The organism is Desulforhopalus singaporensis (assembly GCF_900104445.1).
GTDB lineage: Bacteria > Desulfobacterota > Desulfobulbia > Desulfobulbales > Desulfocapsaceae > Desulforhopalus_A > Desulforhopalus_A singaporensis.
On sequence record NZ_FNJI01000007.1, the window covers coordinates 167,941 to 191,688 of the forward strand.

14 protein-coding genes are annotated in these 23,748 nt (G+C 52.5%); 9 read left to right on the forward strand and 5 right to left on the reverse strand.

Annotation, left to right across the window (positions count from 1 at the left end; translation table 11 throughout):
- The first annotated feature begins 24 nt into the window (after nt 1–24).
- On the forward strand, nt 25–2,199 hold the full coding sequence (locus tag BLQ17_RS06765) for a Tex family protein (protein ID WP_245695015.1): 2,175 nt from the start codon (nt 25–27) through the stop codon (nt 2,197–2,199).
- 67 nt (nt 2,200–2,266) lie between these two features.
- On the opposite strand, the gene BLQ17_RS06770 is transcribed toward BLQ17_RS06765, so the two are convergent.
- The 3 genes from BLQ17_RS06770 to BLQ17_RS06780 all read right to left on the reverse strand — a co-directional run bounded on the left by BLQ17_RS06770 (nt 2,267) and on the right by BLQ17_RS06780 (nt 6,133).
- Complete coding sequence (locus BLQ17_RS06770) at nt 2,267–3,574, reverse strand: histone deacetylase family protein (RefSeq protein WP_092221204.1); 1,308 nt, start codon at nt 3,572–3,574, stop codon at nt 2,267–2,269.
- A 20-nt stretch (nt 3,575–3,594) separates the two neighbouring features.
- Entirely contained in the window at nt 3,595–5,241 is a 1,647-nt protein-coding gene (locus tag BLQ17_RS06775) for a hydantoinase/oxoprolinase family protein (protein WP_092221144.1), read from the reverse strand.
- Nucleotides 5,242–5,377: 136 nt separating this feature from the next.
- Nucleotides 5,378–6,133, reverse strand: a complete 756-nt coding sequence (locus BLQ17_RS06780) for a cytochrome c biogenesis CcdA family protein (RefSeq protein WP_092221146.1) — start codon at nt 6,131–6,133, stop codon at nt 5,378–5,380.
- Nucleotides 6,134–6,405: 272 nt separating this feature from the next.
- Between BLQ17_RS06780 and BLQ17_RS06785 the strand changes: the two genes are divergently transcribed.
- The 3 genes from BLQ17_RS06785 to BLQ17_RS06795 are packed head-to-tail and all read left to right on the forward strand — an operon-like array spanning nt 6,406 to nt 11,505.
- Nucleotides 6,406–7,041 (forward strand): TetR/AcrR family transcriptional regulator, encoded by a 636-nt coding sequence (locus tag BLQ17_RS06785; RefSeq protein ID WP_092221149.1) that lies wholly within the window; start codon nt 6,406–6,408, stop codon nt 7,039–7,041.
- Nucleotides 7,034–8,182, forward strand: coding sequence for an efflux RND transporter periplasmic adaptor subunit (locus tag BLQ17_RS06790; protein ID WP_092221151.1), 1,149 nt, complete (start codon nt 7,034–7,036; stop codon nt 8,180–8,182). The genes BLQ17_RS06785 and BLQ17_RS06790 overlap by 8 nt, the downstream gene beginning before the upstream one ends.
- Entirely contained in the window at nt 8,179–11,505 is a 3,327-nt protein-coding gene (locus BLQ17_RS06795) for an efflux RND transporter permease subunit (protein ID WP_092221154.1), read from the forward strand. The genes BLQ17_RS06790 and BLQ17_RS06795 overlap by 4 nt, the downstream gene beginning before the upstream one ends.
- A gap of 66 nt (nt 11,506–11,571) precedes the next feature.
- Here the strand turns inward: BLQ17_RS06795 and BLQ17_RS06800 are convergent, their stop codons facing one another.
- Entirely contained in the window at nt 11,572–13,419 is a 1,848-nt protein-coding gene (locus BLQ17_RS06800; RefSeq protein ID WP_092221155.1) for an AAA family ATPase, read from the reverse strand.
- Between the two features lie 182 nt (nt 13,420–13,601).
- On the opposite strand from BLQ17_RS06800, the gene aat reads away from it, so the two are divergent.
- Nucleotides 13,602–14,288 carry a leucyl/phenylalanyl-tRNA--protein transferase gene (gene aat / locus BLQ17_RS06805; RefSeq protein WP_092221206.1) on the forward strand — a complete coding sequence of 229 codons (687 nt, stop codon included), beginning with the start codon at nt 13,602–13,604 and terminating at the stop codon, nt 14,286–14,288.
- Between the two features lie 234 nt (nt 14,289–14,522).
- Nucleotides 14,523–15,083: a TSCPD domain-containing protein gene (locus BLQ17_RS06810; RefSeq protein WP_092221159.1), complete on the forward strand. Its 561-nt coding sequence runs from the start codon at nt 14,523–14,525 to the stop codon at nt 15,081–15,083.
- A gap of 28 nt (nt 15,084–15,111) precedes the next feature.
- Here BLQ17_RS06810 and BLQ17_RS06815 read toward each other — a convergent pair whose 3' ends face one another.
- Nucleotides 15,112–17,175, reverse strand: coding sequence for an HD domain-containing protein (locus BLQ17_RS06815; RefSeq protein WP_245695016.1), 2,064 nt, complete (start codon nt 17,173–17,175; stop codon nt 15,112–15,114).
- Between the two features lie 216 nt (nt 17,176–17,391).
- On the opposite strand from BLQ17_RS06815, the gene rnr reads away from it, so the two are divergent.
- The 3 genes from rnr to BLQ17_RS06830 are packed head-to-tail and all read left to right on the forward strand — an operon-like array spanning nt 17,392 to nt 23,721.
- Entirely contained in the window at nt 17,392–19,611 is a 2,220-nt protein-coding gene (gene rnr, locus BLQ17_RS06820) for a ribonuclease R (RefSeq protein WP_092221165.1), read from the forward strand.
- Nucleotides 19,612–19,650: 39 nt separating this feature from the next.
- Nucleotides 19,651–20,391 carry an RNA methyltransferase gene (locus BLQ17_RS06825; RefSeq protein ID WP_092221167.1) on the forward strand — a complete coding sequence of 247 codons (741 nt, stop codon included), beginning with the start codon at nt 19,651–19,653 and terminating at the stop codon, nt 20,389–20,391.
- A 27-nt stretch (nt 20,392–20,418) separates the two neighbouring features.
- Nucleotides 20,419–23,721 carry an AfsR/SARP family transcriptional regulator gene (locus BLQ17_RS06830; RefSeq protein WP_143005451.1) on the forward strand — a complete coding sequence of 1,101 codons (3,303 nt, stop codon included), beginning with the start codon at nt 20,419–20,421 and terminating at the stop codon, nt 23,719–23,721.
- Nucleotides 23,722–23,748 lie beyond the last annotated feature (27 nt).

Here is a 23,748-nt window from a genome sequence, read left to right on the forward strand (position 1 = left end):
CGACCACATCCTCCAGGGTCGCAAGTGCTGGCGCCACCTGGGCGCCTGAAACTTGACCCGTTTTTCCACAACCGATATTCCGCCGTCATGCACTGTTCTACTATTGCCGCAACTCTGGATCTCACCTTGCAGCAGGTGCAAAACACCCTTGATCTGCTCAACTCAGGAGCAACCACTCCTTTTATCGCCAGATATCGTAAAGAGGCCACCGGCAGCCTTGACGAAGTTGCCATAGCCGCAATAGAGGACCAGTTCCATAAACTCGAAGAGATTGACAAGAGAAGACGGACCATTGTCGAGTCTCTTGAAAAAAACGAGCTTCTGAGCAATGAGCTTGCAAGAAAAATAGAAGCCGCCGCCACACTCACCGAGCTCGAAGACATCTACCTCCCCTATCGGCCAAAACGTAAGACCAGGGCGTTGATTGCAAGGGCCAAGGGGCTGGAAGAACTTGGTGGAGCAATTTATGAAGGCCAAGAGAACCTACCTATTTCGTCGTACCTTAAAAACGCTACTGTTGCCGACACCGAAGAAGCTCTGGCCGGGGCTAGAGACATCATCGCCGAGAATATAGCCGAACACGGACCGACCCGGGACGCACTGCGCCAACTCTTTGTCAAAGAAGGTCGGATAGTTTCCACTGTTGTTAAGAAGATGGAGGAGCAGGGAAACAAATACAAAGACTACTTTGACTGGCAGGAACCGGCGGCGGTGGCGCCTGGTCACCGGCTGCTGGCAATGTTTCGCGGAGAACGGGAAAAAGTTCTGCATCTGTCTCTTGCCCCACCCCCTGACAGCAGTCTGCGGCTAATTGCGAGACTTCACCTCAAACCGGGCCGGTGGCAACGGGAGCTGAGCAGTGCCATTGAAGACAGTTACAAACGCCTTCTCGGCCCCTCCCTGGAAAATGAATTTAGTGCAAACCTGAAATCACGTGCTGAAGACGAGGCGATTGAGGTGTTCTGCAATAACCTCAGGCAGCTTCTTCTCGCCCCTCCTCTTGGACAGAAAAGGGTCCTCGCCATCGACCCCGGCTATCGTACCGGCGCCAAGGTGGTGTGCCTCGACCAGAACGGGCGGTTTCTCGAGACTACCACTATTTTCCCGACCTTCGGCGGGGCCAGGAAAAAAGAGGCGGAAAATGAAATTCGGCGGCTCGTCGCCACCCACGCCATTGAGGCGGTGGGGATCGGCAACGGCACGGCCGGACGTGAGACCGAGATGTTTATCCGCGAACTCAGGCTGGGCAAAGATATCGTCATCACCATGGTAAACGAAGACGGCGCCTCCATCTACTCGGCTTCGGCAATTGCCAGAGAAGAGTTTGGCGATCAGGATATTACCGTGAGGGGAGCCATCTCCATTGGCAGACGGCTTCAGGACCCTCTTGCGGAGCTGGTCAAGATCGACCCGAAATCAATTGGGGTTGGACAGTATCAGCACGATGTGAATCAAGCCAAGCTGAAAAGGGCCCTTGACCGGGTGGTCGAGCATTGCGTCAACAGCGTAGGGGTGGAACTCAACAGCGCCAGCGCCGCGCTGCTTGTCCATGTTGCCGGCCTGGGCACAACCCTGGCGCACAATATCATCGATTACCGCAACGAAAACGGTCCGTTCGGTAACCGTAAAGAGCTGCTGAAAGTCTCCCGGCTGGGCAATAAAGCGTTCGAACAGTGCGCAGGCTTTCTACGCATCCGCACCAGTACCAACCCACTTGACGCAAGCGGGGTGCATCCGGAACGTTACCCGCTGGTGGAGACCATGGCCCGGGACCTCGGCGTAAGTGTCAAAAAGCTGCTGGCCTCCCCTGCGCTTATTGACAGCATCGACCTGGACCGATACACCAGCGACTCGGTGGGGCTGCCCACCCTGAAAGATATCGTCGAAGAGCTTGCCAAACCGGGCCGTGACCCGAGACAGGAGTATCAGAATTTTCGCTTCGACGAATCCATTCATTGCATGGAGGATCTGCAGGAAGGGATGATACTTCCGGCGATCATCACCAATATTACCCGCTTCGGAGCCTTCGCCGATATTGGCATTAAGCAGGACGGACTGATCCATATAAGCCAGCTTGCCGACCGTTTCGTCAAGGATCCGGGAGAAGTTGTCAAGCTCGGTCAGCAGGTGAAGGTCCGGGTAGAGCAGATCGACAACATTCGGCGCCGAATATCGCTTTCGATGAAGAACGTCAAGTAAATTTCACTTTTCGACACGTCCGGAGCAGTATCCGGCGGCTTCCCCCGACTCGCTTGCAAAACGGTTATCACTTCACCTCATATATATCGTCAATCCTGTCCTGCAGCACCACCATGCGACGGGAGGTTCCCCCCGGCGCCCTTTGAAAATGATCCCTGGCCCTGGTCTGGCACGAACGGCAGCCGTTGAAGGGAACGCAGAAGGCGCGAAGATCGGTGTTGTTGCCGCTCGCCTCTATCTCCGTATACCCCGGACATTCCGGACAGAGATGATAGATTTTCGTTTCATCCACCATGAAACCGGCGGTATCGTAAAAGATGCGCTTGCGGTCCATTACCGTCCGCTCTGCCGTTTTTCCTGTTGCGGTACCCGTTCGATTGCGAAACAGCTGCATGGCCTGGTCACATATGGTCTCTATATGTCTGTTGACTTCACTTGACTGGCGGAACTTGCCGGGATAATAGTCGGGTTCTTTAACATGGGAGGTGTCCATCCCTGCCATGGCCAGGATTATTCCCAGATTGGTATACGGCAAGGCTCCCTCGATGGAGTATCCCCCTTCAAGGACACAGATATCAGGGCTGAGCAACCGGTTGAGGCGGGCATACCCCTGCGCGGTGAAGTTCATATTGGTGAGGGGGTCGGTGTAGTGATTGTCCTGGCCTGCAGAATTTATAATAAGCTCAGGCTTAAACTCCTCGAGCATCGGCAGGATCACCCGCTCCATCACCGTATCGAATCCTTCCTCCGAGGTGTTCGGAGGCAGGGGCAGATTTATGGTATAGCCCGAGGCGGCCGGCCCCCCTTTTTCTCCCAGAAAACCGCTGCCAGGGTACAGGGTTCTGCCATCCTGATGCAAGGAGACAAAGAGCGTATCGGGATCGTTGTAGAAAATATCCTGGGTGCCGTCGCCATGGTGGCAGTCGGTGTCGATAATGGCGATCTTTTTTACCCCATAATGTTTGCGGATATATTCAACCATGACCGCCTCGATATTGACCACGCAAAATCCGCGGTCGCCAAAAACGGTCTGCATCGCATGATGGCCAGGCGGACGGACTATGGCAAAGGATTTTTCCACGTCTTTTTCCATTACCGCCCGTGCCGCCCTTATGGCACCTCCTGCGGAGATAAGATGAGAATCGGTAAGCAGATTTTGCGCTGAGGGTACACAGAGATGGACCCTGTCAATATCGCGGTAATCGGCCAGTTCCGGATTAAAAAACTGTATGTTTTCAATATCCTCAAGACCTTCTTCGATCAATTGATCCTTGGTATAGAGCAGCCTTTCTTCCCTTTCGGGATGGGTTGGACTGATGCACCAGTCAAATGCGGGAAACAGGATCAGTCCGGTTGAGCATTTTGCTTGCGGCATACATTTCATTCTCGTCTCCGTTAAATCTTGTTTAGGCCCGGCATCAGCTGCGCCTTGAGTGAAAGAATTTTTCCGGTGGTATAGAATCCACTGACTGTGTTGAGTTCCTGACGCTCAATAAATTCTATATCGGAAAGGTCGCCCATACCGCATTCCCTGGCAAGACTCGTGATGACCTGGGTAAGTCTTTTTTCCGCGTCTTTCATGGTGTAGCCGTTGTGAATTTTCTCCCGGTGACCGATCTCGGCAATGGAGAGAATCTTCTCGCTGGTATCAGCAAAAAGTGTGGCCTGCATGGTAGGCCGTGTTCTCGCGGCGCCAATGGCGTTGGCTACCTCGAAATGTTCGGGAACGGTGACCGGTATCTTAAAGTTTTCTCCAAGACAATTTTTCATTGCCGACGCGGGCCCTCCGACAACAATGAGCTCTGCCGGCTCAAGCCGCTTTCGTCCCAGCAGGGCGGAAACCGTGTACACCGGCCGGCTGAAGACCTCTTCCACCATCTGCTCTACGGCGCGGTGCAGCTGTCCGCAGAACGTCTCAAGAAGTTGTTTGGCAGTGTGCACCGGACTCTGATCGCCGACGAGAGCTGTCATCGCCTGTCTCGCTTTTTCCCTGCTGCCCCCCGGCAGCTGCCCCAGAACGATCATGGCGTCGGTAGGGGTCGGCACAACGCCGCCAAACGCCATCGGCGGCCCCACCCTTCCGGGACCGATGACGAACTCGTTGTCCCTGTAGGCAACCGTGCTGTCCCCTCCCAACCCGACACTTCTGGTATTAAGAGCCCTGATGAGGGTCGGCCGTCCGGCAATGGTCACACCGTAAGGCTCGAAAAGCGGGACGCCTTGAGCAAGCAGCGCAATATCCGTTGTGGTCCCCCCTATATCGAGCAGTATCGCGTCATCGTCAACCGGGGCGAGCGCCAGCCCGCCCATTACGCTCGCCGACGGCCCTGAGTGTACTGTTTCACAGGGCAGTCTGGCTCCAAGATCAAAGGGCATGGTCCCCCCGTCCGCTTTAAGGATAAAGCAGGGGCAGTTGAGACCTAACTTTGCAAAACCTGAGAGAATTGCCTTCCTGAAGCTGTCAAAACGGGATTGCAGGCCGCTGTTTATCCATGTCGTGTAGACCCTTCTTGGGAAGTTGGGCAGTCCGGACATCCGGTGCCCCATGGATATATGGCTGAAGGAATCGACCATGTTATCCGCGATCATCCGCTCATGGACAGGATTGCGGTGGGAAAATTTGGTCACCACCCCGATACTGTCAAGACCGCAATCCCTGAAATGCTTTTTAGCTTCGGCCAGCAGACTTTCATCTGGCTTTTTGACGACGTGTCCCCGGTGGTCTATTGCACCGTCGGAGAAGAAGACATGATCACCACACCGTAAAAACGACGGGTTCAGCCCCGGCCCTGCCTGAATTATCATGCCGACCTCGTCAAGGGCTCCGTTGACAATGGCGTTGGTGCAAAGGGTTGTGCTGAGATGTATCTGATCCGGTTGAAGAGAGGGGGTTGCCACAAGCTTGCGTAACAGTGAAATGATCGATTCAACCAGGTTCTGCTGGTCTGCGTCAACCTTCTCCTTGGCAAGGATTTTTCCGCCAAGAAGGATAACCCCGTCGACATGGGTTCCGCCGACATCTATTCCCGCTATCTGCAACATATTTTCCTGCTCCTTTGAAAAAAAAGCGTTATGGAAGAAAGATATTGCCAAGACACACCGATTATCTTGACAATAAATTATATGGAGAAGGAAAGCTACATATATAAAGTTACTGAAGTTTTCCCTACCAAGATTTTCACCGATGAAAGAGAAGCCCCGATGAAAACCAGTAATAGACGATATACCCGCCGGCGACAATGAGGAACAGGGCGGATACTTTCTGGATATAGGGCAGGGTTCGGCGCATGGCTCCCACGACCACCCCTTCCCTGACCAGGGCAATGCCCAGGGTCAGCAGCAGAATGACACTGCCCATTCCAATAATATAACTGAAAAATTGCAGAATACCGGCAGCGAAATTACCACTGGTGGCAGAACTTCCCACCACCATAAGAAAGATAGGCAGGGTACAGCCCATCGACGTGGCACCGAAGGCCATGCCGAAGAGGAAGAATCCTGACACCGAAATGTCCCGGGGATCACCTATTCTCGTGCCAATTCTCTGCAGGAAATGGGCGCCGAAGGTGCGTCCGAGCAGAAGCCAGAATCCTAGCAGGACAAGACCGCCACCGACAATGGCGGCCAGCCAGGGCATAAACTCCATGAGAAAACTGCCGCCGGCTGAGACAGCGACACCGACAAGACCGAACAGCACCCCGAATCCTGCGGTCACCACCGCGGCGATCCAGCATGATTTCAAAATCCGGTACCCGATTGATCGGCCCTTGAACGTGGTGTCATTCGCCCCCAGATAAAGAGACAGATAGACCGGCAGCATGGCAAAACCACAAGGGTTGACGGCAGACACCATGCCCGCACCAAAAGCATATCCGACGGGCAGCAGAACGACCACCTGCTCAAGCCACGCGCTTACCTCCACCTGTAATCCCATAACTGTCACCTTTTGAATAATTCACCTGAAAAGGGCAAATAATACCATACCAATCGCGTTATTATAAGAAATTCCTGGAACAACTCCACCGCCACTACTGCCGATCGCTTCCGCCTGACACAAAACATGACAAATATAATAGATATATTTTCAATGAGTTACAAAAAAATCCACCAGATTTTTTCGACCGCGGTCATTTTCTCCCTTGACCGTTGGCAATGCACCCATTATAAATTTCGACTGCGGTCATTTTTTTTACCACGGAGCTCGACATGTCAGTACGGGAAAAGAAGAAGAAGAAGAACAAAAACGCAATTCTGCAGGCGGCGATCTCGCTGTTTCGCAAAAACGGCTACGAGAACACTTCCATAGAACAAATCGCTCGCGCGGCAGGGGTCGGCAAGGGTACCTTTTACAGCTACTTTCAGAACAAGAAAGATATAGTCAAGGGATTTTACGATGATGAGCTGGAACTGGTCCACAACGAACTCCTCGGTCGCGCCAACAGGGACACGCCGATTCTCGAGCAGATGGTCACCATCTACATGGCTGAATTCAGGCAGGTGACCCGGAACCCAGAATTCGGCCGGTTGTTCATGCGGGAATCGGTTTTTCCCGATAAGCAAAACCCTGCTGGAAATGCTGGGCTTGAAAATAATTTTTTCTCAATGCTTTTTCCGATCCTGGAAAGAGCCCAGCAGCGCGGCGAACTCCGCCGTGATATCGAAATTCTGCATATCACCGAACATTTTCACAGTCTCTTTGTAATGGTCGTCTCTTCATGGTACACCGGCAGATTACCGATCGACGGGGTTGAACAGGCAATGACGTCGCTGTTCACCCAGCTTCTCGAAGGGCTGTGCCCACCACCTTTCACTTTGACAAAACTAGAGAAAAACAATGGCTAAACCGACCCCTCCTGCAGACCCCCGCGGCAAGGTTGTCTACTTTTTATGGAGCAATTTCCCTCGCTTTGTCCTGCTCGGCCTGATTGTCCTTATTCTGTTTTTGATGAGCACAATCAAGGAACAGAGCAGAATAGTCGCGGCCAACAAGGCGGCAGAAACTCCCAACGAAAGACCTCCTGTCAATGTTGTCACCTATATCGTCTCCCCCGGTCCGATCAGTGACCGCATCAACCTGCCCGGCGCCGTCGAACCATGGACAAACCTCCTGCTTATGGCCAAAATCAACGGTTCCGTTACAGAGGTTCTGGTCAACGAGGGGGATTCGGTTAAAAAAGGCGATGTTCTGGCCCGGATAGAAGACGATGATTTCCGAATTGCTGTCGATAGAGCAAAAGCCGCCTACAAACTCGCGCAATCCGAATACTTAAGAGATAAGTCGCTTTACGATAAGGGAGTCACCCCCATTTCCGCCCTTGATACCAAACTCACCAGGATGGAGACGGCAAAGGCGGATTATGACAACGCCAGGCTGATGCTCTCAAGAACAATTGTCACTTCACCGATGAACGGGGTCATCCGCAAAATGGAAGCCAAAGTAGGACTGCAGCTGTCGGTCGGCGATCCTGTTGCGGAAATTCTTGAAGTCGACAGAATGAAAGCCATCATCGGCATCCCCGAATCTGATGTGACCGCGGTGCAGAAACTGGACCGGGTCGACATCACTATCCAGGCCCTTGACAACAGGGTCTTTACCGGGAAAAAACATTTTCTTTCCCCCTCTCCCGAGACCACCGCACGGCTGTACAACCTCGAACTTGAAATCGATAATCCCGACGGTTCGATACTCGCCGGCATGTTCGTCCGGGCCGATCTTGTAAAAAGTCACGTCGAGAATGGACTGGCCGTCCCCTTCTACTCGGTCATATCAAGAAATGACGAGAAATTCGTATTCGTCGAGGAAAACGGAGTTGCAACCAGGCGCAACGTTTCCCTGGGCATCATGGAGGGATGGAAGGTCCAGATTATCGACGGGGTGAAGCCCGGTGACAAGGTTCTCGTCGAGGGCCATCGGGATGTGGAAAATCAGCAGAGGATAAATGTGGTTAAAACCGTCTCGTCCACTACGGGTATGACGTTATGATTATCTCCGATATCGCCGTAAAGAAAAGTACCACGGTGGTAGTGCTCGCCCTGATGCTCATCATATCGGGGGTCTACTGCTACATGACTCTTCCCCGTGAAAGCGATCCGGACATAACGATTCCCAACGTATTTGTATCCACAGACTACCGGGGTGTCTCGCCCACCGATATCGAAACGGCCATCACCATCGAGATAGAAAAAAAACTCAAGGGGCTCGATGGCGTCAAAAAGATACAGTCAGTGAGCTCGGAAGGACTCTCTTCCATAAACGTCGAATTTGTCACCGGTACCGATATCGACCAGGCCATCCAGGATGTAAAAGACAAAGTGGACGAAGCAAAGACATCGCTGCCCGGTGACCTGGAGGACGACCCCTCGGTATTTGAAGTCAATTTTTCGGAAATGCCGATCGTGATCTATTCGCTTTCGGGTACCTGCGGCCTGCCGTGCCTCAAAACCCTCGCCGACGACCTCAAGGACGAGATCGAGGGGGTTCCAGGAATCCTTGAGGTGGAAGTTACCGGTGGGCTTGAGCGGGAAATAAGGATCGAGGTCATCCCTGAAAAACTTGCCTACTACGGGCTGAGCATCAACACCCTGCAGCAGATCGTCAAGAGTGAGAACACCAACACTTCAGGCGGCAACATCAGGCTTGGCCAGGGGCGCTTTCAACTGCGGATACCCGGCGAATTCAAAACGCCTGAAGAGATCTACGGCCTCGTTATCTCGGTTCACAACGGAGAACCCGTCTACCTCAAGGACGTCGCCCGGATCGTTGACGGCTTCAAGGAGAAGACCTCCATCTCACGGCTCGACGGCAGGGAAGCCGTCAATATCTCCGTAAAAAAGAGGCTGGGAGAAAATATCATTTCGATCTCCGCTGCGGTGGACGACATTATTGCAAGAGAAGAAGCAGCCTGGCCAAAGGGAACCGAGATATCCAAAGTCCTGGACAAGGCCAGGGACATCAAGATGATGGTCGCCGATCTTGAGAACAATATTCTCTCAGGATTGGTTCTGGTACTGCTGGTCATCTTCTTTGTAATGGGAATTCGCAATGCCATCCTGGTCAGCCTGGCGATCCCTTTTTCGATGCTGATCACTTTTACCGTACTGTCGATTCTGGGAATCACCCTCAACATGGTCGTGCTGTTCAGCCTGACCCTGGCCCTTGGCATGCTGGTCGACAACGCGATAGTGATCATCGAGAACTGCTACCGGTTCATGGAGCAGGGAGCAGGACGCATCGAAGCGGTCACCAGGGCAACAGGGGAAGTCGCCTACCCGGTTATAGGCTCGACCGTGACGACCCTCGCCGCCTTTTCGCCAATGCTTTTCTGGCCCGGGATCATGGGAGAATTCATGAGCTACCTCCCGCTCACTCTTATCATCACCCTTTCGTCGAGTCTTTTCGTGGCGTTGGTGATAAACCCGGCAATTGCCTCCCTGTTCATGAAAGTAAAAGGTTCGCAACAACCAGCCCCGGACAGCCTGGCAGATATTTCCAGTGCGGTGTCACGGCCGGTAGCCGTCAAAGGTTTTCTCCTCAAAAGGTACACCGCCACCCTCGGCAATGCGCTGGACAAACCCGTCACCACTATTCTCACCGGTTTCTGCGTACTGATCGTGATGTTCCAGGTTTGGCTGCTGACGGTCGGCCTTGAAAAACCGGTGGAATTTTTCCCTGAAATTGATCCCAAGGGACTGTTTGTCAATATTGACATGCCGGAGGGCGCCGATATCGACTATATTGATACCATAATCAGGCGTATCGAGAACGCGGTTGCCGGTAATAGTGGTGGCGGGGCGATAACCGAAGAATCGAAAACAACGCTGCCGTCTTCCATGGTCTCCCACACATACACCACGCCGGAAGGTGAGACCTACCAGTCTCCCAGCGACCTCAAGAACATTAAGAGTATTTACATGAGAGGCGTGGTTTCATCTGGGGGCAGTTCCGCGTTTTCGCCAAACACCCCCAACCACGTGGGCGTGCGTTTTCTGGAACTTGAAGACCGCTGGCGTTCCACCCACGACTCGGTTGCCGATATACGCAGACGGGTCAAGAATATCCCAGGGGGTGAAATCACCATAGCCATGGAGGCAGAAGGCCCGCCGACCGGGGCACCGATAAACATCGAGATAGCCGGTGATAATTTCGATGTCCTGGGACAGATTGCCAAGAAGATAAAAGAGATTTTAAAACAGGTCCCCCACGTTGAAGACGTCCGGGACGACTTTATCGAAGGCATCCCCTCGGTACAGGTATTGATCGACAGGCAGAAAGCGGCCCTCTTCGGCCTGACAACCGACCTGATAGGCTTTGCCCTGAAAAGCGCTTACAACGGCCTTGAAGTCTCGTCCTTCCGGGAGAGAGACGAGGATTACGATATTACCGTCCAGCTCGACGATTCGGATCGCAGGGTGGTAAACGTGCTCCATGAACTGCTGCTTCCCACCCCATCGGGACAAATGGTTCCCTTGTCGACGGTCGCCACAATCTCATTTAGCGGTACCATGGGCGATATCAACCGCATTAACAACGAACGGGTGGTGACGGTAAAAGCCAATGTCGACGAAACCAAGATTCCGGGCCCCGTCGCCCGGGCGCAGGCGGCGGAAATTTTAAAAAATTTCCCGCTGCCACCAGGATATAAGCTCACCTTCACCGGGGAATTTGAATTCCAGCAGGAATCCGAGGAGTTTCTCACCAAAGCCTTTTTCGTCGCCTTGCTGCTTATTTTCTTGATCCTCGTTTCGATGTTTAATTCGATAACCCAGCCGTTTATCATCATGACTTCGGTGATTCTTTCCCTTGGCGGCGCATTTCTCGGACTCACCCTCTTCAGGTCTCCTTTTGGCATAATCATGACCGGAGTCGGCGTTATCTCTCTTGCGGGAGTCGTGGTCAACAACGCGATAGTCCTGCTCGACTACACCAACCAGCTCCGTGACCGGGGAATGGAGCTGCGCAATGCGGTGATCGCCGCGGGTGCCACCAGGCTCAGGCCGGTGCTGCTTACTGCCGTGACCACTATTTTAGGACTTATCCCCATGATTACCGGAGTATCTTTTGATTTTCACAAGGGTGCGGTGTCGTGGGTAAGCGAATCGAGCCAGTGGTGGCAGTCCATGGCAATAGTTGTTGTGTTCGGCCTGCTGGTGGCAACCTTTCTCACACTGGTCGTAGTGCCCACGCTATACTATTTCCTGGAAAGAGTGGGAAACAAGGTTACCAGAATTACCTCCAGGATTTCAGAAATTTACTGGAAACCCTACCCATATTTTGCCGGCCAGAAGGGATCGGAAAAGAAAAAATGATCAACCAGGACAAGAACCTTGCAGGGTCACCGCCCGCAGGATAAGACAACAACCCTATGTAGTGAACTATCTCTGGAGTTTAGCCATCGCTCCTTTGATGGAGAGGGCATACGGCCTGTGCTGCCGCAGAAACGGCGGCAGACTGTTCTGCGCCAGCCTGGCCTTGGCTATATTTTCATATTCACCGTAGAACACCCATATCTCATCCGGTGCCCCGTCCTTTTCGAAAATATAGAAATTCCCTGCCTCCCGGCGGTAACGATCCTGGGCCAGCATGTCCTTGAGATTATTTTCGGCTTCATCGGCGGTCAGGACCATGAGTTGAACCGTATACATATTGTTTTTCAGTCCTCCCCGCCAGGTGGTGCCGGCGGTGAGCCGGGACAGGTAGAGGACATCCACGGCGGAGACGGTGGTAGCGGAACGGGATAAAATCCTGGCCTCATGGGGCCGCGGCACACTCTTGACCCGCTCCACCGAAACAATCTGGCGGTCAATCGGTTCAGCCAATTCGTCCATTACAGTGTCAACCTGCCACTTCGGTTTTCTCTTAAGAGAGCCGGAAGGAAGCAACTCAACAATCGGGGGGGCGGCTACACTCTCTTTTTTCTTCTGTCTGCGCGGCTCCAGCAGTACAATGTCGACATCATCACCGGTATCCTTGGCTTTTTGGTCTTCTTGCGCCATCGCCTCTTTTTCCGTCACCCCACCGGATGATAGAACGGGTTGTTGCTTTTGTTCCGGTTCAGGCTTGACCACCTTGTTTTCCGGATTGGGCGGATACTGTTCACGCTGCGAGACCTGATCTTGACCAACCTTGTCGGCTCCACTGTTCTGCTCAGGTAAAACCTGGTCCTCTGCCTGCTGCAGTTCTGGTCCTTCTTCAGCCACACCGGGAGCTTTCGCAGAAGAGTTGAGGCTGAGGTCTTTACCTTCAGTGGTCTTTACGATGTATTCATCTTCATATGTCAGCTGATCCTGCGCTGTAGCGGCAATTTCCTCTTGCCTCTCCCCTTCCGGCTGTCCCATTGCAGCGTCGTCCCGGTCGCCGGCGAAAAAGAAAGTCACTCCGAAAAACAGCATCAGAGCCGCCCCCGACCACGCCAGGTATCGGTTGTATCGGCCGCCCAGATTACGGAACACGCCAAGCAGACTCTCACCGGAATTGTCCTCTGCTTCCCCGGCAACAGTTGCCAGAAACATCTGCAAGGCCGCCTCATCTTTTTGCAGCTTCGCCACCTCTTCGGCAACAGCCGCAGCCGCCCTGAAATTGCCCGCACAACCACTGTAGACAGTCTCGACGACTTCCCTGGTAAAAAGATGTTCACACTCGGCTGCGCCAAGGGGGCCGCAGACAAAATGCAGATATTTTTCCGTTTCCCGTTCGGTGAGCGGCTCTATCGCAAACTGGGCATGGTCGACAGTTTTGAAATTACACATCGCCAGCTGCTTCATGTTCTCGACAAGCGCGGCTCTGCCAGAAAACAGGATGCTGAGCCGCCCCCCTGACTCGACCACCCTGTCCAGCAGCCTTCTTATGCGTTCCAGTGTCGCCAGATAGATATTTTCAGCTCCATCAAAGATCAGCAGCACCGGTTTTTCCATGCTGTGCATGTAATCAATGATGGAAGCAAGAATATCGTCAAACGGTCTACTTTGATTTTCCGCGTTACCGGTAACGCCAAGTTCTTCGGCAATGGCGCGTACCACCTCTTCAAAAGAATCGCCGCTGGCGGGAAAAAAAAGCGGCCGATACAGACCTTCGTGGTCACTGGTCAGTTGAGCACACAACACGGTCTTGCCCACGCCCTCTTCACCTGTCAGGACCAGGAGGTGGGTATTGTTTTCCACAGCTTCATTGATCCCAGATTGAATGTCTTCAAGTTGAGTCGTGGAAAAATACGTTACAGTCATAGCGTGGTACAATAGGTAGATAGTCTTTTGCAAAAAATCAGAGTGGCCCCATGATACACCACTCGATAAACAAAAAGAAATAGTATTCTGGCTCCAATTCTTCCTGCACTGTTTTATAAATAATGATAAAACAGTGCAATAAAGTCGGTGACACCAGTTTATACAACAAAAATTTATTTATCATGCCCGTTTTCCAACTCGATGAATCAATTCGGTTTCCGCCGCCGGAACTCGCCGGCCCCGGAGGCTTGCTTGCCGTCGGCGGAGACCTCAGCCCCGCAAGACTCATTGCCGCCTACAGCCGAGGAATATTCCCCTGGTATTCCCAGGGGGACCCGATCCTGTGGTGGTTTACTTCCCCCCGGTTAATCATCGACCCCAAGGAATTTCACGTACCTAAAAGACTTGCCAGATACGCACGCAGCACCGGGGTCACAATTACCAGAAATAGTGCGTTCGCCGAAGTGATCAGGGAGTGCGCCGCAATCAGGACCGAAGCCGGCGATGAGACGTGGCTTCTTCCGGAGATGATCGATGCGTACAACAGTCTTTTCAAACTTGGATATTGCCATTCGGTGGAGTGCTGGCACCGGGGACAACTTGGTGGCGGCCTCTACGGCATAGCCCTGGGCAAGGTATTTTTCGGGGAATCGATGTTTTCCAGGATAAAATGCGGCTCCCAGTTTGCCCTTATGGGGCTTGTGGAATTCCTGCTGCAGCAGGGGTACAGGTTGATCGACTGCCAGATGACGACAGCCCATCTCAAAAGATTCGGGGCAAGAGAAGTCAGCGGCAGAAAATTCAGGCAGTTGCTCCAACAATACATAAAAGATACCGATCCGGACCACCGCTGGAACGATTCTGGCTAAGAACTGGCGATGAATTTACCTTTCACAATCGACAGATGAACTGCTTTTGATAGTCGTATGCAACCCCGGAGTCTGGTTGCCGCCGGTTTCATTTAATGGTATTGTCCATCTATCATTCGGATGATTGCTATTTTTCCAGGTGTAACAACAACGGATACCGTTGTAATACGGAGAACAGGATATCAACGGAGCTGTTCCAATGTCAATTCACATTCCAACCGGTGCCAAGAGACAATGTACCAGACAGATAGAGCTTGCGACATTTGCAAAAAGAAGAAAAAACTGCTCCCGGTAAAGGGAAACAATATCTGCGCAGCCTGCAACTCGGTTATCCAGGCGGTCAAGGAGTCGCCGGAGCTGCTACGCAACCTCGCTGATCTCGCCGACCACCATCAACCCGGGCCAGCACTGTTGGACGGATACAGCGACCCTGAACTTCCCGACGTACTTGACGGCGTGCGATACCGCACCACCGACCGGGACCGAAACACCTGGTACGTGTCGGTAAGCGAAATCGACGGAAACCCGGTGGAAATCTTCGCCTCGACCGCATTTGAAAACGACAGGCACCTGCAGTCGAGAATCTCGAACCTCACCACAATAACCAGGCTTATCTCTCTTATCCTGCGGCATATTTTCATGGGGGAAAAACTCACCCTGGAAAAGACCCTCACCCAGCTGAAGAGGAGTTCAAGGCAACCCAACGATCTTCCGGAAATGCTCAGCAGGATCCTGCACAACTACCGTCGGGAAAAAGCTGCAGGCGATAAAGTGAAAGAGACAATAATACCTTAACGGAACTGGTTATCGATAGAGTGTCCGGTCAACATTGCAGTTCAAACTCGTACCGGACATTTGATTTATCGAAATGCTTCAACACCTTTTGCAGCATATAAAGGTTAGGGGTCCTGAAACCGATCTCCCAGGCGGGATACAGTGAAGAGTAGCTCGACATAATTTCCAGTTTCTGTACCTCCATTTCATTGGGGGCAAACCCGACAATCCGCATTATATCCTTGCGCGAGGCCCGCAACACGCGCAGGGTCTGCTGTTTACGGACTCCTGTTTTCCTGGTTTTCCAGGTGATATTTACCGCGTCTTCCCGCTGGAAATTCAGTTCTTTGAATTTGCTGCAATTCTTATTATGCACGGAAAGACCGTTGGGGGTGAGAAGAGCGCAATTGTCTTTAGCCCAGGGGGTAGGCCTGCAGCACGAGGATAACTTGACGGTTACCGGGTCCAGGGTGGTCAGCTCGATTTTGTTGAACGCACCGGTAGGAGTCACAAGGGGTGAGGTGCCGCCCCAGAATACATCCTTGACCACGTCCATCACGCTTCTGAGCCGCACCCTTCCCTCACCTATTCGCGTATAGAGCTCCTCCACCGATTCCGAAGAGCACCTGGTAAGCAGTTCACTCACGTCTTTTCCCTCGATCAGGTCAAAAGGAATGCCGTAACGCAACATCTCCTGGCGCAGCATTGACAGGCCCACATCGCTTGTTACCTTCCGCCGTCTTACGCGAAAACCTCGCGCCAGTTCGCCTCTTGCCCGGGGGGTCGTACACAGGGTCAGCATGTTCTGGTCGAAACGGATGGCCTGGTCGGAACGAATTATGCGGACCATATCCCCGTCTTTTAGGATATGGGCCGGTGAGTATCGCTTGTTCCTGATCAACGCCCCCAGGCATGTTCTGCCGATCTCGGTATGAACGCGAAAAGCAAAGTCGAGAACCGTCGACTGGACCGGCAAACAGATCAGGTCGCCCTGGGGGGTGTAGGTGTAGATCTCCTTGATCCCGCTGGCGGCGATGACATCGCGATAGGAGACGGCGTCCTCGGTTCCTATGACATTGAACATTTCCTGGATCTCCCGGATGAACCGGCCCTGCTTGCCCACTTTCGAGGTCCAGTTGCGAAAAAGCCCGCGCTGCGCCTTTCTCTCCATATCATCGGTTCTGATCTTAAACAGGAATTTCTGTCCCTCGATAATGGCTCGCGCGTGAAGTCCCTGGTATCCGGTGGGCTTGGGGTTGGCGATAAAATCACGAATCGTTCTCGGAATAGGCTTAAACGTCTGGTTCACCACCCCCAGGGCGGTATAGCAGGCGGCAACGTCTTCGACATCTATGAGAACCTCGAGGGGGGTGTCGATCTGTTTCACCAGAATCTTGCTGACGATATCGTAATAGGCCCACAGTCTCTTGGTACGGATCTTGATTCGACAGTACAGTTTCGCCCGAACCGTCGCTTTCTTCAGCTCTTCTACTATGTATTCGCCTATGGGCGATTGCTCGAGCTGCCGGATATGGTTGTTAATCTTGGCTCCCTGCTTGGGGTATTTGTAAAGCAGGGCCAGGTTGTACATCTCTCTTTTCATATTGAAAAGACCGAACATTGTTGCCAGCGGCGCATAAATATCTATCGTTTCATCAGCAATTCTCTGCCTCTTGGCCTTTGGCATGGCCCGAAGCGTCCTGAGGTTGTGCAGCCGGTCGGCAAGCTTGACCAGCATAACCTCGGGACGGAGCGCCGCCCCGGTAAATATTTTGCGATGGGTGTTCCGGTTGTTCGCCTGCCGGTCCCCCGAGACATGCGTAACCTTGGTACAGCCCTCGACAATTGCCCGAACATAGTTGCCGAAGTGTTCCCCGATAATCTCCCCGGTTACTTCCTTGACATCCTCGACGGTATCGTGGAGCAATGCGGCAGAGAGCATCTCCGGGTTGGTGATATCCATCTCCTCAACGAGAATTTTCGCCACGGAACATGGATGGAGGATATAAGCGTCGCCGGATCTGCGCCACTGGTCATCATGAGCCTCCACAGCGAAGTCAAGAGCACGCCAGAACACTTCCGCCTCGGGTTCATGCTGAATCAAATCTTGCATTTGATTGCGATAAAGTTCAAGATCGAAAGGTATGCGCCGCATATTCACCAGGTTTACGTATGAGAGATCTTTGGTTATAAACAAAGTTTGCAGGAATGTTATGGCAGCCGCATATGCACCGACCGATCTGCACTGCAAACAGCGATATATATACCGCCTGTTATCAACCCTCAGCTTAACAAAATTCTCCCAACGGAGAAAATAAAAATTCGAGAAATGTCAAAAAAAAGAAAGAGTTCATTCCGCTCAAAGACTGTCCGGCATGGAAAATCCGCAGCTGCTTCAGGCCGACCGGCTCCGCCGGCCGAACTCGAAAACATCCTGCTGGGCCATATTTATTCATCACCGAAGCCGGTTTCCCCCGCCGATCTCGCCGCCAAGATGGCGCAGGCTGCTCCGTCGAAAAAGGGAATTATAAAAGCGCTGGAACACCTGGTCCGCATAAATCTTGTGCAGAAAACCGGCAGAAACCGGTTCATGCTCAACCGGGCTGCCCCTCTCTACGCGGGAACACTCACCCAGCACCCGAAAGGATTCGGTTTTGTCGAGGTCATGAACAGCCAGGACGGCCCCGCCCGGCCGGCCAGAGATCCGTTCATCTCCCGCTCGCGAATGGGCGATGCAATCCATGGAGACCAGGTCCTTATAAGGGTCTTGCGAACCAAAAAGGACAGCCGCCCGGAGGGTACTGTCATAAAAATTCTCAGGCGTGCCGACGACACCCTGTGCGGCAGGCTGGAGAAACACGGCGCAGATGTCCGGGTCTTTCCCGATGACAGACGTATACCTTTTATCGTGACGCTCGATCCGGAAAACTGCCGCGACGTGCAATCCGGAAGTGTGGTCAGGGTCAGGTACTTTCGCCAGGACAGAGCCCGTCTGATACTCAAGGGCAGTCTCATTGAGGTGCTCGGCAGAAGCGACAGCCCCGACACCCAGCGACAGCTGGTCATTGATAAGTTTGAGCTACCCCACGTTTTCCCCGGTGAAATAGAAGTCGAACTCAAGAAGATCACCAGCGGCCAGGACAAACTGTCCCAGAGGACGGACCTTCGCGATATCTGTCACGTAACCATAGACGGGGAAACTGCAAAAGATTTTGACGATGCAGTGGCTGTGGAAAAAACGGTCCACGGCTTTCGTCTTTATGTCTCAATCGCCGACGTGAGTTATTTTGTCAGCCCCGGCTCGGAAATAGACAGGGAAGCCTACTTAAGAGGAACATCGGTCTATTTCCCGGGAAGCGTTATCCCGATGCTGCCGGAGCTGCTGTCCAACGATCTCTGCAGCCTGGTTGAAAACCAGGACAGATACACCGTCTCGGCAATACTCGACTTCGACCAGCACGGCAATCTGGAGAAAAAAGAGTTCACCCGTTCAGTCATAAGGTCCCGCCGCCGCTTCACCTATGACATCGTAAAACAGATAGTGATCGATGGCGACCCCGACGCCCGCAGGCAAAACATAGAATTTACAGATATGCTCGGACTTGCCCGCCAGCTGGCAGAACTGCTCTATACCCGCAGGCTCAAAAGAGGCTCGCTCGACTTCAACCTGCTGGAGGCTGAAATAATCCTCAATGAGGACGACACCGTTCTGGACATTCACCCAGCTCAACGCAACTTCGCCCACCGGATGATTGAAGAATTTATGCTCGCCGCCAATGAAGCGGTGGCCGCTTTCCTGCGGGCAAATATGGCAGCTCCCCTGCTCCGCGTCCATCAGCCCCCGGACGGCGAAAAAGTCAGCGAGGTCATCGATTTCATTAAAACCCTGGGCATCAACCCCAGAGAGTTTGTCCCGGAGCCCTCGTGGTTTGCCGCAGTTATCGGCGAGGCAAAAAACACAGAGCATGAATACGTCGTCAACAATCTTCTTCTACGCAGCCTCAGCCAGGCCCACTACTCGGTGGAAGCCATCGGCCATTTCGCCCTTGCCACCCAGGACTATACCCACTTTACCTCACCGATAAGACGCTATCCGGACCTCATAGTCCACCGGCAACTGCTGTCCCTTATTGAAAAACGGGCAAGGGGGGGGGATGACTCTGGCTATTCGGCTCGCCCTGTAAAAGAATCATGCGTGCATCTCTCCGCCAGGGAGAGGGTCGCCATAGAGGCGGAGAGGGATATGGATGAGCGGTTGAAGGTCCTTTTCATGAGGGGACAAGTCGGCAAAAACTTTTCCGCGGTCATCTCCGGCGTGCAGGAACATGCTCTTTATCTTGAAATCAACCGTTTCTGTGTCAGCGGGATCGTACCTGTCGACTTTCTCGAAGACGACTATTATATTTTCGATCGGAAAAATTTCCGGTTGTTTGGCGAAATCACGGCCAAGACATATCAGCTGGGGGACCGGGTCACGGCAACCCTTGTTGATGTAAGCACGAGCTCCAGGCAGCTGAGTTTTAAAATTATCGACCGGCAGCAGCGCTGAAGCCTGTACACCTCAAACCTACAGATATCTGCAACCACCATGTCACAATCACATCCAAGCCTTGACCACCTCACCATCGTGCTTGTCCGGCCGAGAATACCTGAAAATATCGGTGCCGCCGCCCGGGTCTGCTACAACATGGGGATCAACAGTCTGGTGGTCATACGGGACTCCATCCCTCCCAGGGAACCAATGGCCAAAATGGCTACCCATAAAGCGGCCCACCTGATCGACCAGTTGCCTGTCTACCCTGACCTCGGCCAAGCCCTTGAAGATTTTACAGTAGTTGTCGGGACCACGGCAAGGAGGGGCAAACAGCGTTTTGTCCAGCAGAGCCCTCGGGAAATGGTTAACAAATTGTTGCCGCTGCTGCCGAAAAACCGGGTTGCAATTCTTTTCGGCCCGGAAGATACCGGTCTCACCAACGAAGACCTCAAATATTGCCACATGACCTCTGCCATTCCAACTTCTCAATTTTCTTCATTAAATTTGGCACAGGCTGTTGCAATACATTGTTATGAACTGTATTATAACATTGTGCATATACCAAAAAATTTGACTCCGGCCCCCCAACTGGCAGGTTCTTTCGAACTGGAAAGCATGTACGACCATATCGAGCAGTCGCTGCTTGAAATCAGATTTCTCGACCATAAAGGACGGGACCACTGGATGGCCAATATCCGAAATCTCCTGGGTCGCCTCCGGCTTACTTCAAAGGACGCAAACATACTCAGGGGGATCTGTAAAAAATTTCTACAACATCAACAGGGCCCGCCATGAGCGGAACCCGACAGGCAGCATCAGTCTATGTGTAAGACAGAGTATTCCCTAGGCCGTAAAGTACCATCGGGCAAGTTCTGGCCGCCCTGGATAAACCCGGAACAGTCGTTGATACGCAGCCGCCTTTTGCAGCACAAACTGCCCAACAATCCATATGACAAAAAACTCATCTATATCGAAGCCCAGGGTGGACATGGCAAAACCACTCTCGCAGCCCAGTTCATAGCCAACCATAACCTTCTTTTCGCCTGGTATCAGGTAGGACCTGAGGACTCCGACCCGTTTCTGCTCCTGTCACTGCTGCTGAGAAATCTCACAACAATCCTTGACGGTTTCAATGCCCCGGATCTTCAGGAAATTTTCAACAAAGGAGGAGCGGGGCTGCTCGATCTCGACCGGTGCATCGAAATTTTGTTCAAGAATTTGAATGAATACCTGAAACAGGATATCTACCTGGTGTTCGACGACCTCCACCTGATTCAGCCCGGTGGTCTGGGCCACCGGTTTTTTGAAATGCTTCTCGACCGCTCCCCTCCTCTTGTGCATTTTATTTTCACAACCAGCCACCCGGTTGATATCAAATGCAAAACAATCCGCAACGACCTTGCCAATACCTATCTCGGCGGCGACGATCTGGCACTGGATCACCGTGAGATAAAAAATCTCTACAGGGAAGTCTTCAAGACAAGAATAAGTAATCAGGAAGCGGTGACGATCCGTTCTCTTACCAGCGGCTGGATAATGGGCGTCGTCATTCTCGCCGGTCATCAGGCCTCTGGCGCGCAAAAGCTCTGGCAGAGTGGGGATATAAACAGGCAGGGCAGCCAGCAGCCTCTGCTGACTTATCGCGGCAGCAGCGACCGCATGCTCGACTATTTCAAAAAGGAAATATTTGCCCGGATACCACCGTACCTGCATACCACTTTTATCAAGCTCTCTTTCCTGCACATCGTACCGGCCTCCCTTGCTATAACCATTTCCGGTGACAAAGACTTCGACGACCTGCTTATCTCCATGTCACGGGACAACTCTTTCATTTACCGCCTTGACGAGCATAACCGGACTTTTCGTTTTCACCATGTTTTTCAGGAAGTTCTGCAGCAGGAGGGACGGGCAAGATTCTTGTGGCGGGAGATCGAAACAGTTTTCTCCCTGGAAGCGGACTACTGGCTCAGAAACAACCAGATACAACGGGCTTTGACCTCCCACCGAAACAGCAACAACTGGGCGGCGATGGAGGCCATACTCGAGGAAAAAGGAACCGAACTGATCGCCTGCAACAGGGCCTATTCAGTTTTCGCCCTTCTCCAGACAATTCCTGAAAACATCCTGTTCAAGCATCCCTGGCTGCTGTTGTTCTACGGTCTTGGCCGCAGGGATCATATGGAGCAGACCACCTTGTCTTTCTGGAGCAAAGCATGTGAAATGTTTATTGTATCAGGTGACGAACCGGGCGAATTGATCGCTCTATCCCAGGCGATTCATTACCATTTCATAATATCCGGTAACTATGCCGGGGGAGCAAAACTGCTGCCGCGGACGGAGAAGCTGTTTGAGGACAATAGGCAAAACCTCCCCCACGAGCTGGTCATTATGGTGGCACGGCAGCTCGCCTCCGGGTTCTGTTTTTTCAACAGTGACATGAAAAAAGCTCGTCATTTCATAAAGCTTGCGAGCAGGCTGGCAGAACGGCTAGGCATAAAGAACCTGATCGCCTCAACCCAATTTATCCACGGCTGCGTCCACCTGTTCAGCGGCAACCGAAAAAAATTCCTGAGGAAGGTTGAACTCTGTTTCTCACTTTTAAACAGCCCGCTGGTCAGGGAGACAAACAGGCTTGCGACAAGAATGATGCATCTCTGCTATCTCTCCATGACAGGCGACGACGACAACTATGGTGCGCACAAACTTTTTATCCGGGAAAACACCCATCCTGAAATGGTCGCCCGGACTATTGGTGCACCGTATCTTTTGATATGGGAATCAAGCCTTCGTTTCTTCAAGGGAGAACACCTGGAGGGACTGGAACTGCTGGAAACGGCTCTTGCCACCACCGCGGTTGCTGCAACCAGTCACATGAAAAGCCAGGTCCTCCAGTGGCAGGCATTCGGCCTCGTCCTCTTAAATAGCAGTGATAGCGCCCTCACCGTTATCAACCAGGCAAACTCCCTGAAAAACGATACCGGGGGACCATTTCACCGTACATTTGCCAAAATCATTACCGGCGCGATACAACTGCGGGCAGGAAAATATGAACAGGCGGCCCAAAACCTTGAGCGGGCACTCACCCTTGCCGAGACCATTTCTTCAACCTATCTCAAACTCTGCGCATTGCTCAATCTCAGCTACTTGAATTACCGGACCCGCTCGTTCGACTCCGCCAGAGACTACCTCAAAGCCGGACTCTGTCTGATGAAATCGACCGGGTACAATTATTGCTGGACCTGCGAACCGGTCATGCTGAAACAGCTCCTGACCGCAGCCGTCACAGCAGACATCGAACCCGTTTTTGCCAAAGAGCTTGGCAGATGCCACCTCAAAACCGCCATAACCGGGACGGGTGTTTCCATGCCAATACTCACAATTACCATGCTCGACGGTTTTTCAGTCGGTATTGACGGCAAAAAAAACCTAACCTCCAAAGATTTCACTCCTTTCCAGCGGGAACTTCTCGGCCTGGTGGTAACGGCAAAGAGCCGGCGAATTCAACAGGAAAAAATTCAACTCGAACTGTGGCCGGACAAGGCTCCCGATCAGGCAAGAAAAAGTTTCGACACCCTGCTCACCAGGCTCAGAAAACTGATTTCCCTCCATTTTGAAGTGCCGGCCAAAGAATACCTGGTCCTGAAAAAAGGAATTTTGTACCTCAACAATTATCAGATCGATGCGCTGGAATTCCTTGAGGCCTCCCGGCAGGGGCTGTCGCAGAGCAAAAACGACAACTGGTGGCAGGCGTACAACTCATTTCGCAAAGCCCTGAACACCTGGCAATCGACCCTGCCGGAAGATACTTTCCAGAGCGAACACGCACTCGCTTTCAATGATATGCTCACCGACACCCTGAATGAAGCGATGTCGGTATGGGCGGAAAATCTCGAGAAAAATGACCGGATCGCCAGGGCTATAGAGATCCTGGAACGTGTCCACCGCATCAATTGTCTGGACGAACGGCTGACATCAATTCTCTACCGTTTGTACCTGGAACACAACAGCCCGCTCCGGGCAAAAAATTTACTGGAGAAATATCGGGGAGCACTTATCAGAGCGCAATACGAAAAAGACGAGATAGAGATTTTTATCAAGAACCTGGTCCTCTCTTTCCAGGAATGACGGCAAAGAAGGTCCGATCGATCCGAA

Coding starts and splice junctions, on each gene's coding strand:
- BLQ17_RS06810 (WP_092221159.1), top strand. CDS start 14,523: ATGTACCAGACAGATAGAGCTTGCGACATTTGCAAAAAGAAGAAAAAA.
- BLQ17_RS06815 (WP_245695016.1), bottom strand. CDS start 17,175: ATGCAAGATTTGATTCAGCATGAACCCGAGGCGGAAGTGTTCTGGCGT.
- BLQ17_RS06780 (WP_092221146.1), bottom strand. CDS start 6,133: ATGGGATTACAGGTGGAGGTAAGCGCGTGGCTTGAGCAGGTGGTCGTT.
- BLQ17_RS06825 (WP_092221167.1), top strand. CDS start 19,651: ATGTCACAATCACATCCAAGCCTTGACCACCTCACCATCGTGCTTGTC.
- BLQ17_RS06830 (WP_143005451.1), top strand. CDS start 20,419: ATGTGTAAGACAGAGTATTCCCTAGGCCGTAAAGTACCATCGGGCAAG.
- BLQ17_RS06795 (WP_092221154.1), top strand. CDS start 8,179: ATGATTATCTCCGATATCGCCGTAAAGAAAAGTACCACGGTGGTAGTG.
- BLQ17_RS06785 (WP_092221149.1), top strand. CDS start 6,406: ATGTCAGTACGGGAAAAGAAGAAGAAGAAGAACAAAAACGCAATTCTG.
- BLQ17_RS06800 (WP_092221155.1), bottom strand. CDS start 13,419: ATGACTGTAACGTATTTTTCCACGACTCAACTTGAAGACATTCAATCT.
- aat (WP_092221206.1), top strand. CDS start 13,602: ATGCCCGTTTTCCAACTCGATGAATCAATTCGGTTTCCGCCGCCGGAA.
- rnr (WP_092221165.1), top strand. CDS start 17,392: ATGTCAAAAAAAAGAAAGAGTTCATTCCGCTCAAAGACTGTCCGGCAT.
- BLQ17_RS06770 (WP_092221204.1), bottom strand. CDS start 3,574: ATGCCGCAAGCAAAATGCTCAACCGGACTGATCCTGTTTCCCGCATTT.
- BLQ17_RS06775 (WP_092221144.1), bottom strand. CDS start 5,241: ATGTTGCAGATAGCGGGAATAGATGTCGGCGGAACCCATGTCGACGGG.
- BLQ17_RS06790 (WP_092221151.1), top strand. CDS start 7,034: ATGGCTAAACCGACCCCTCCTGCAGACCCCCGCGGCAAGGTTGTCTAC.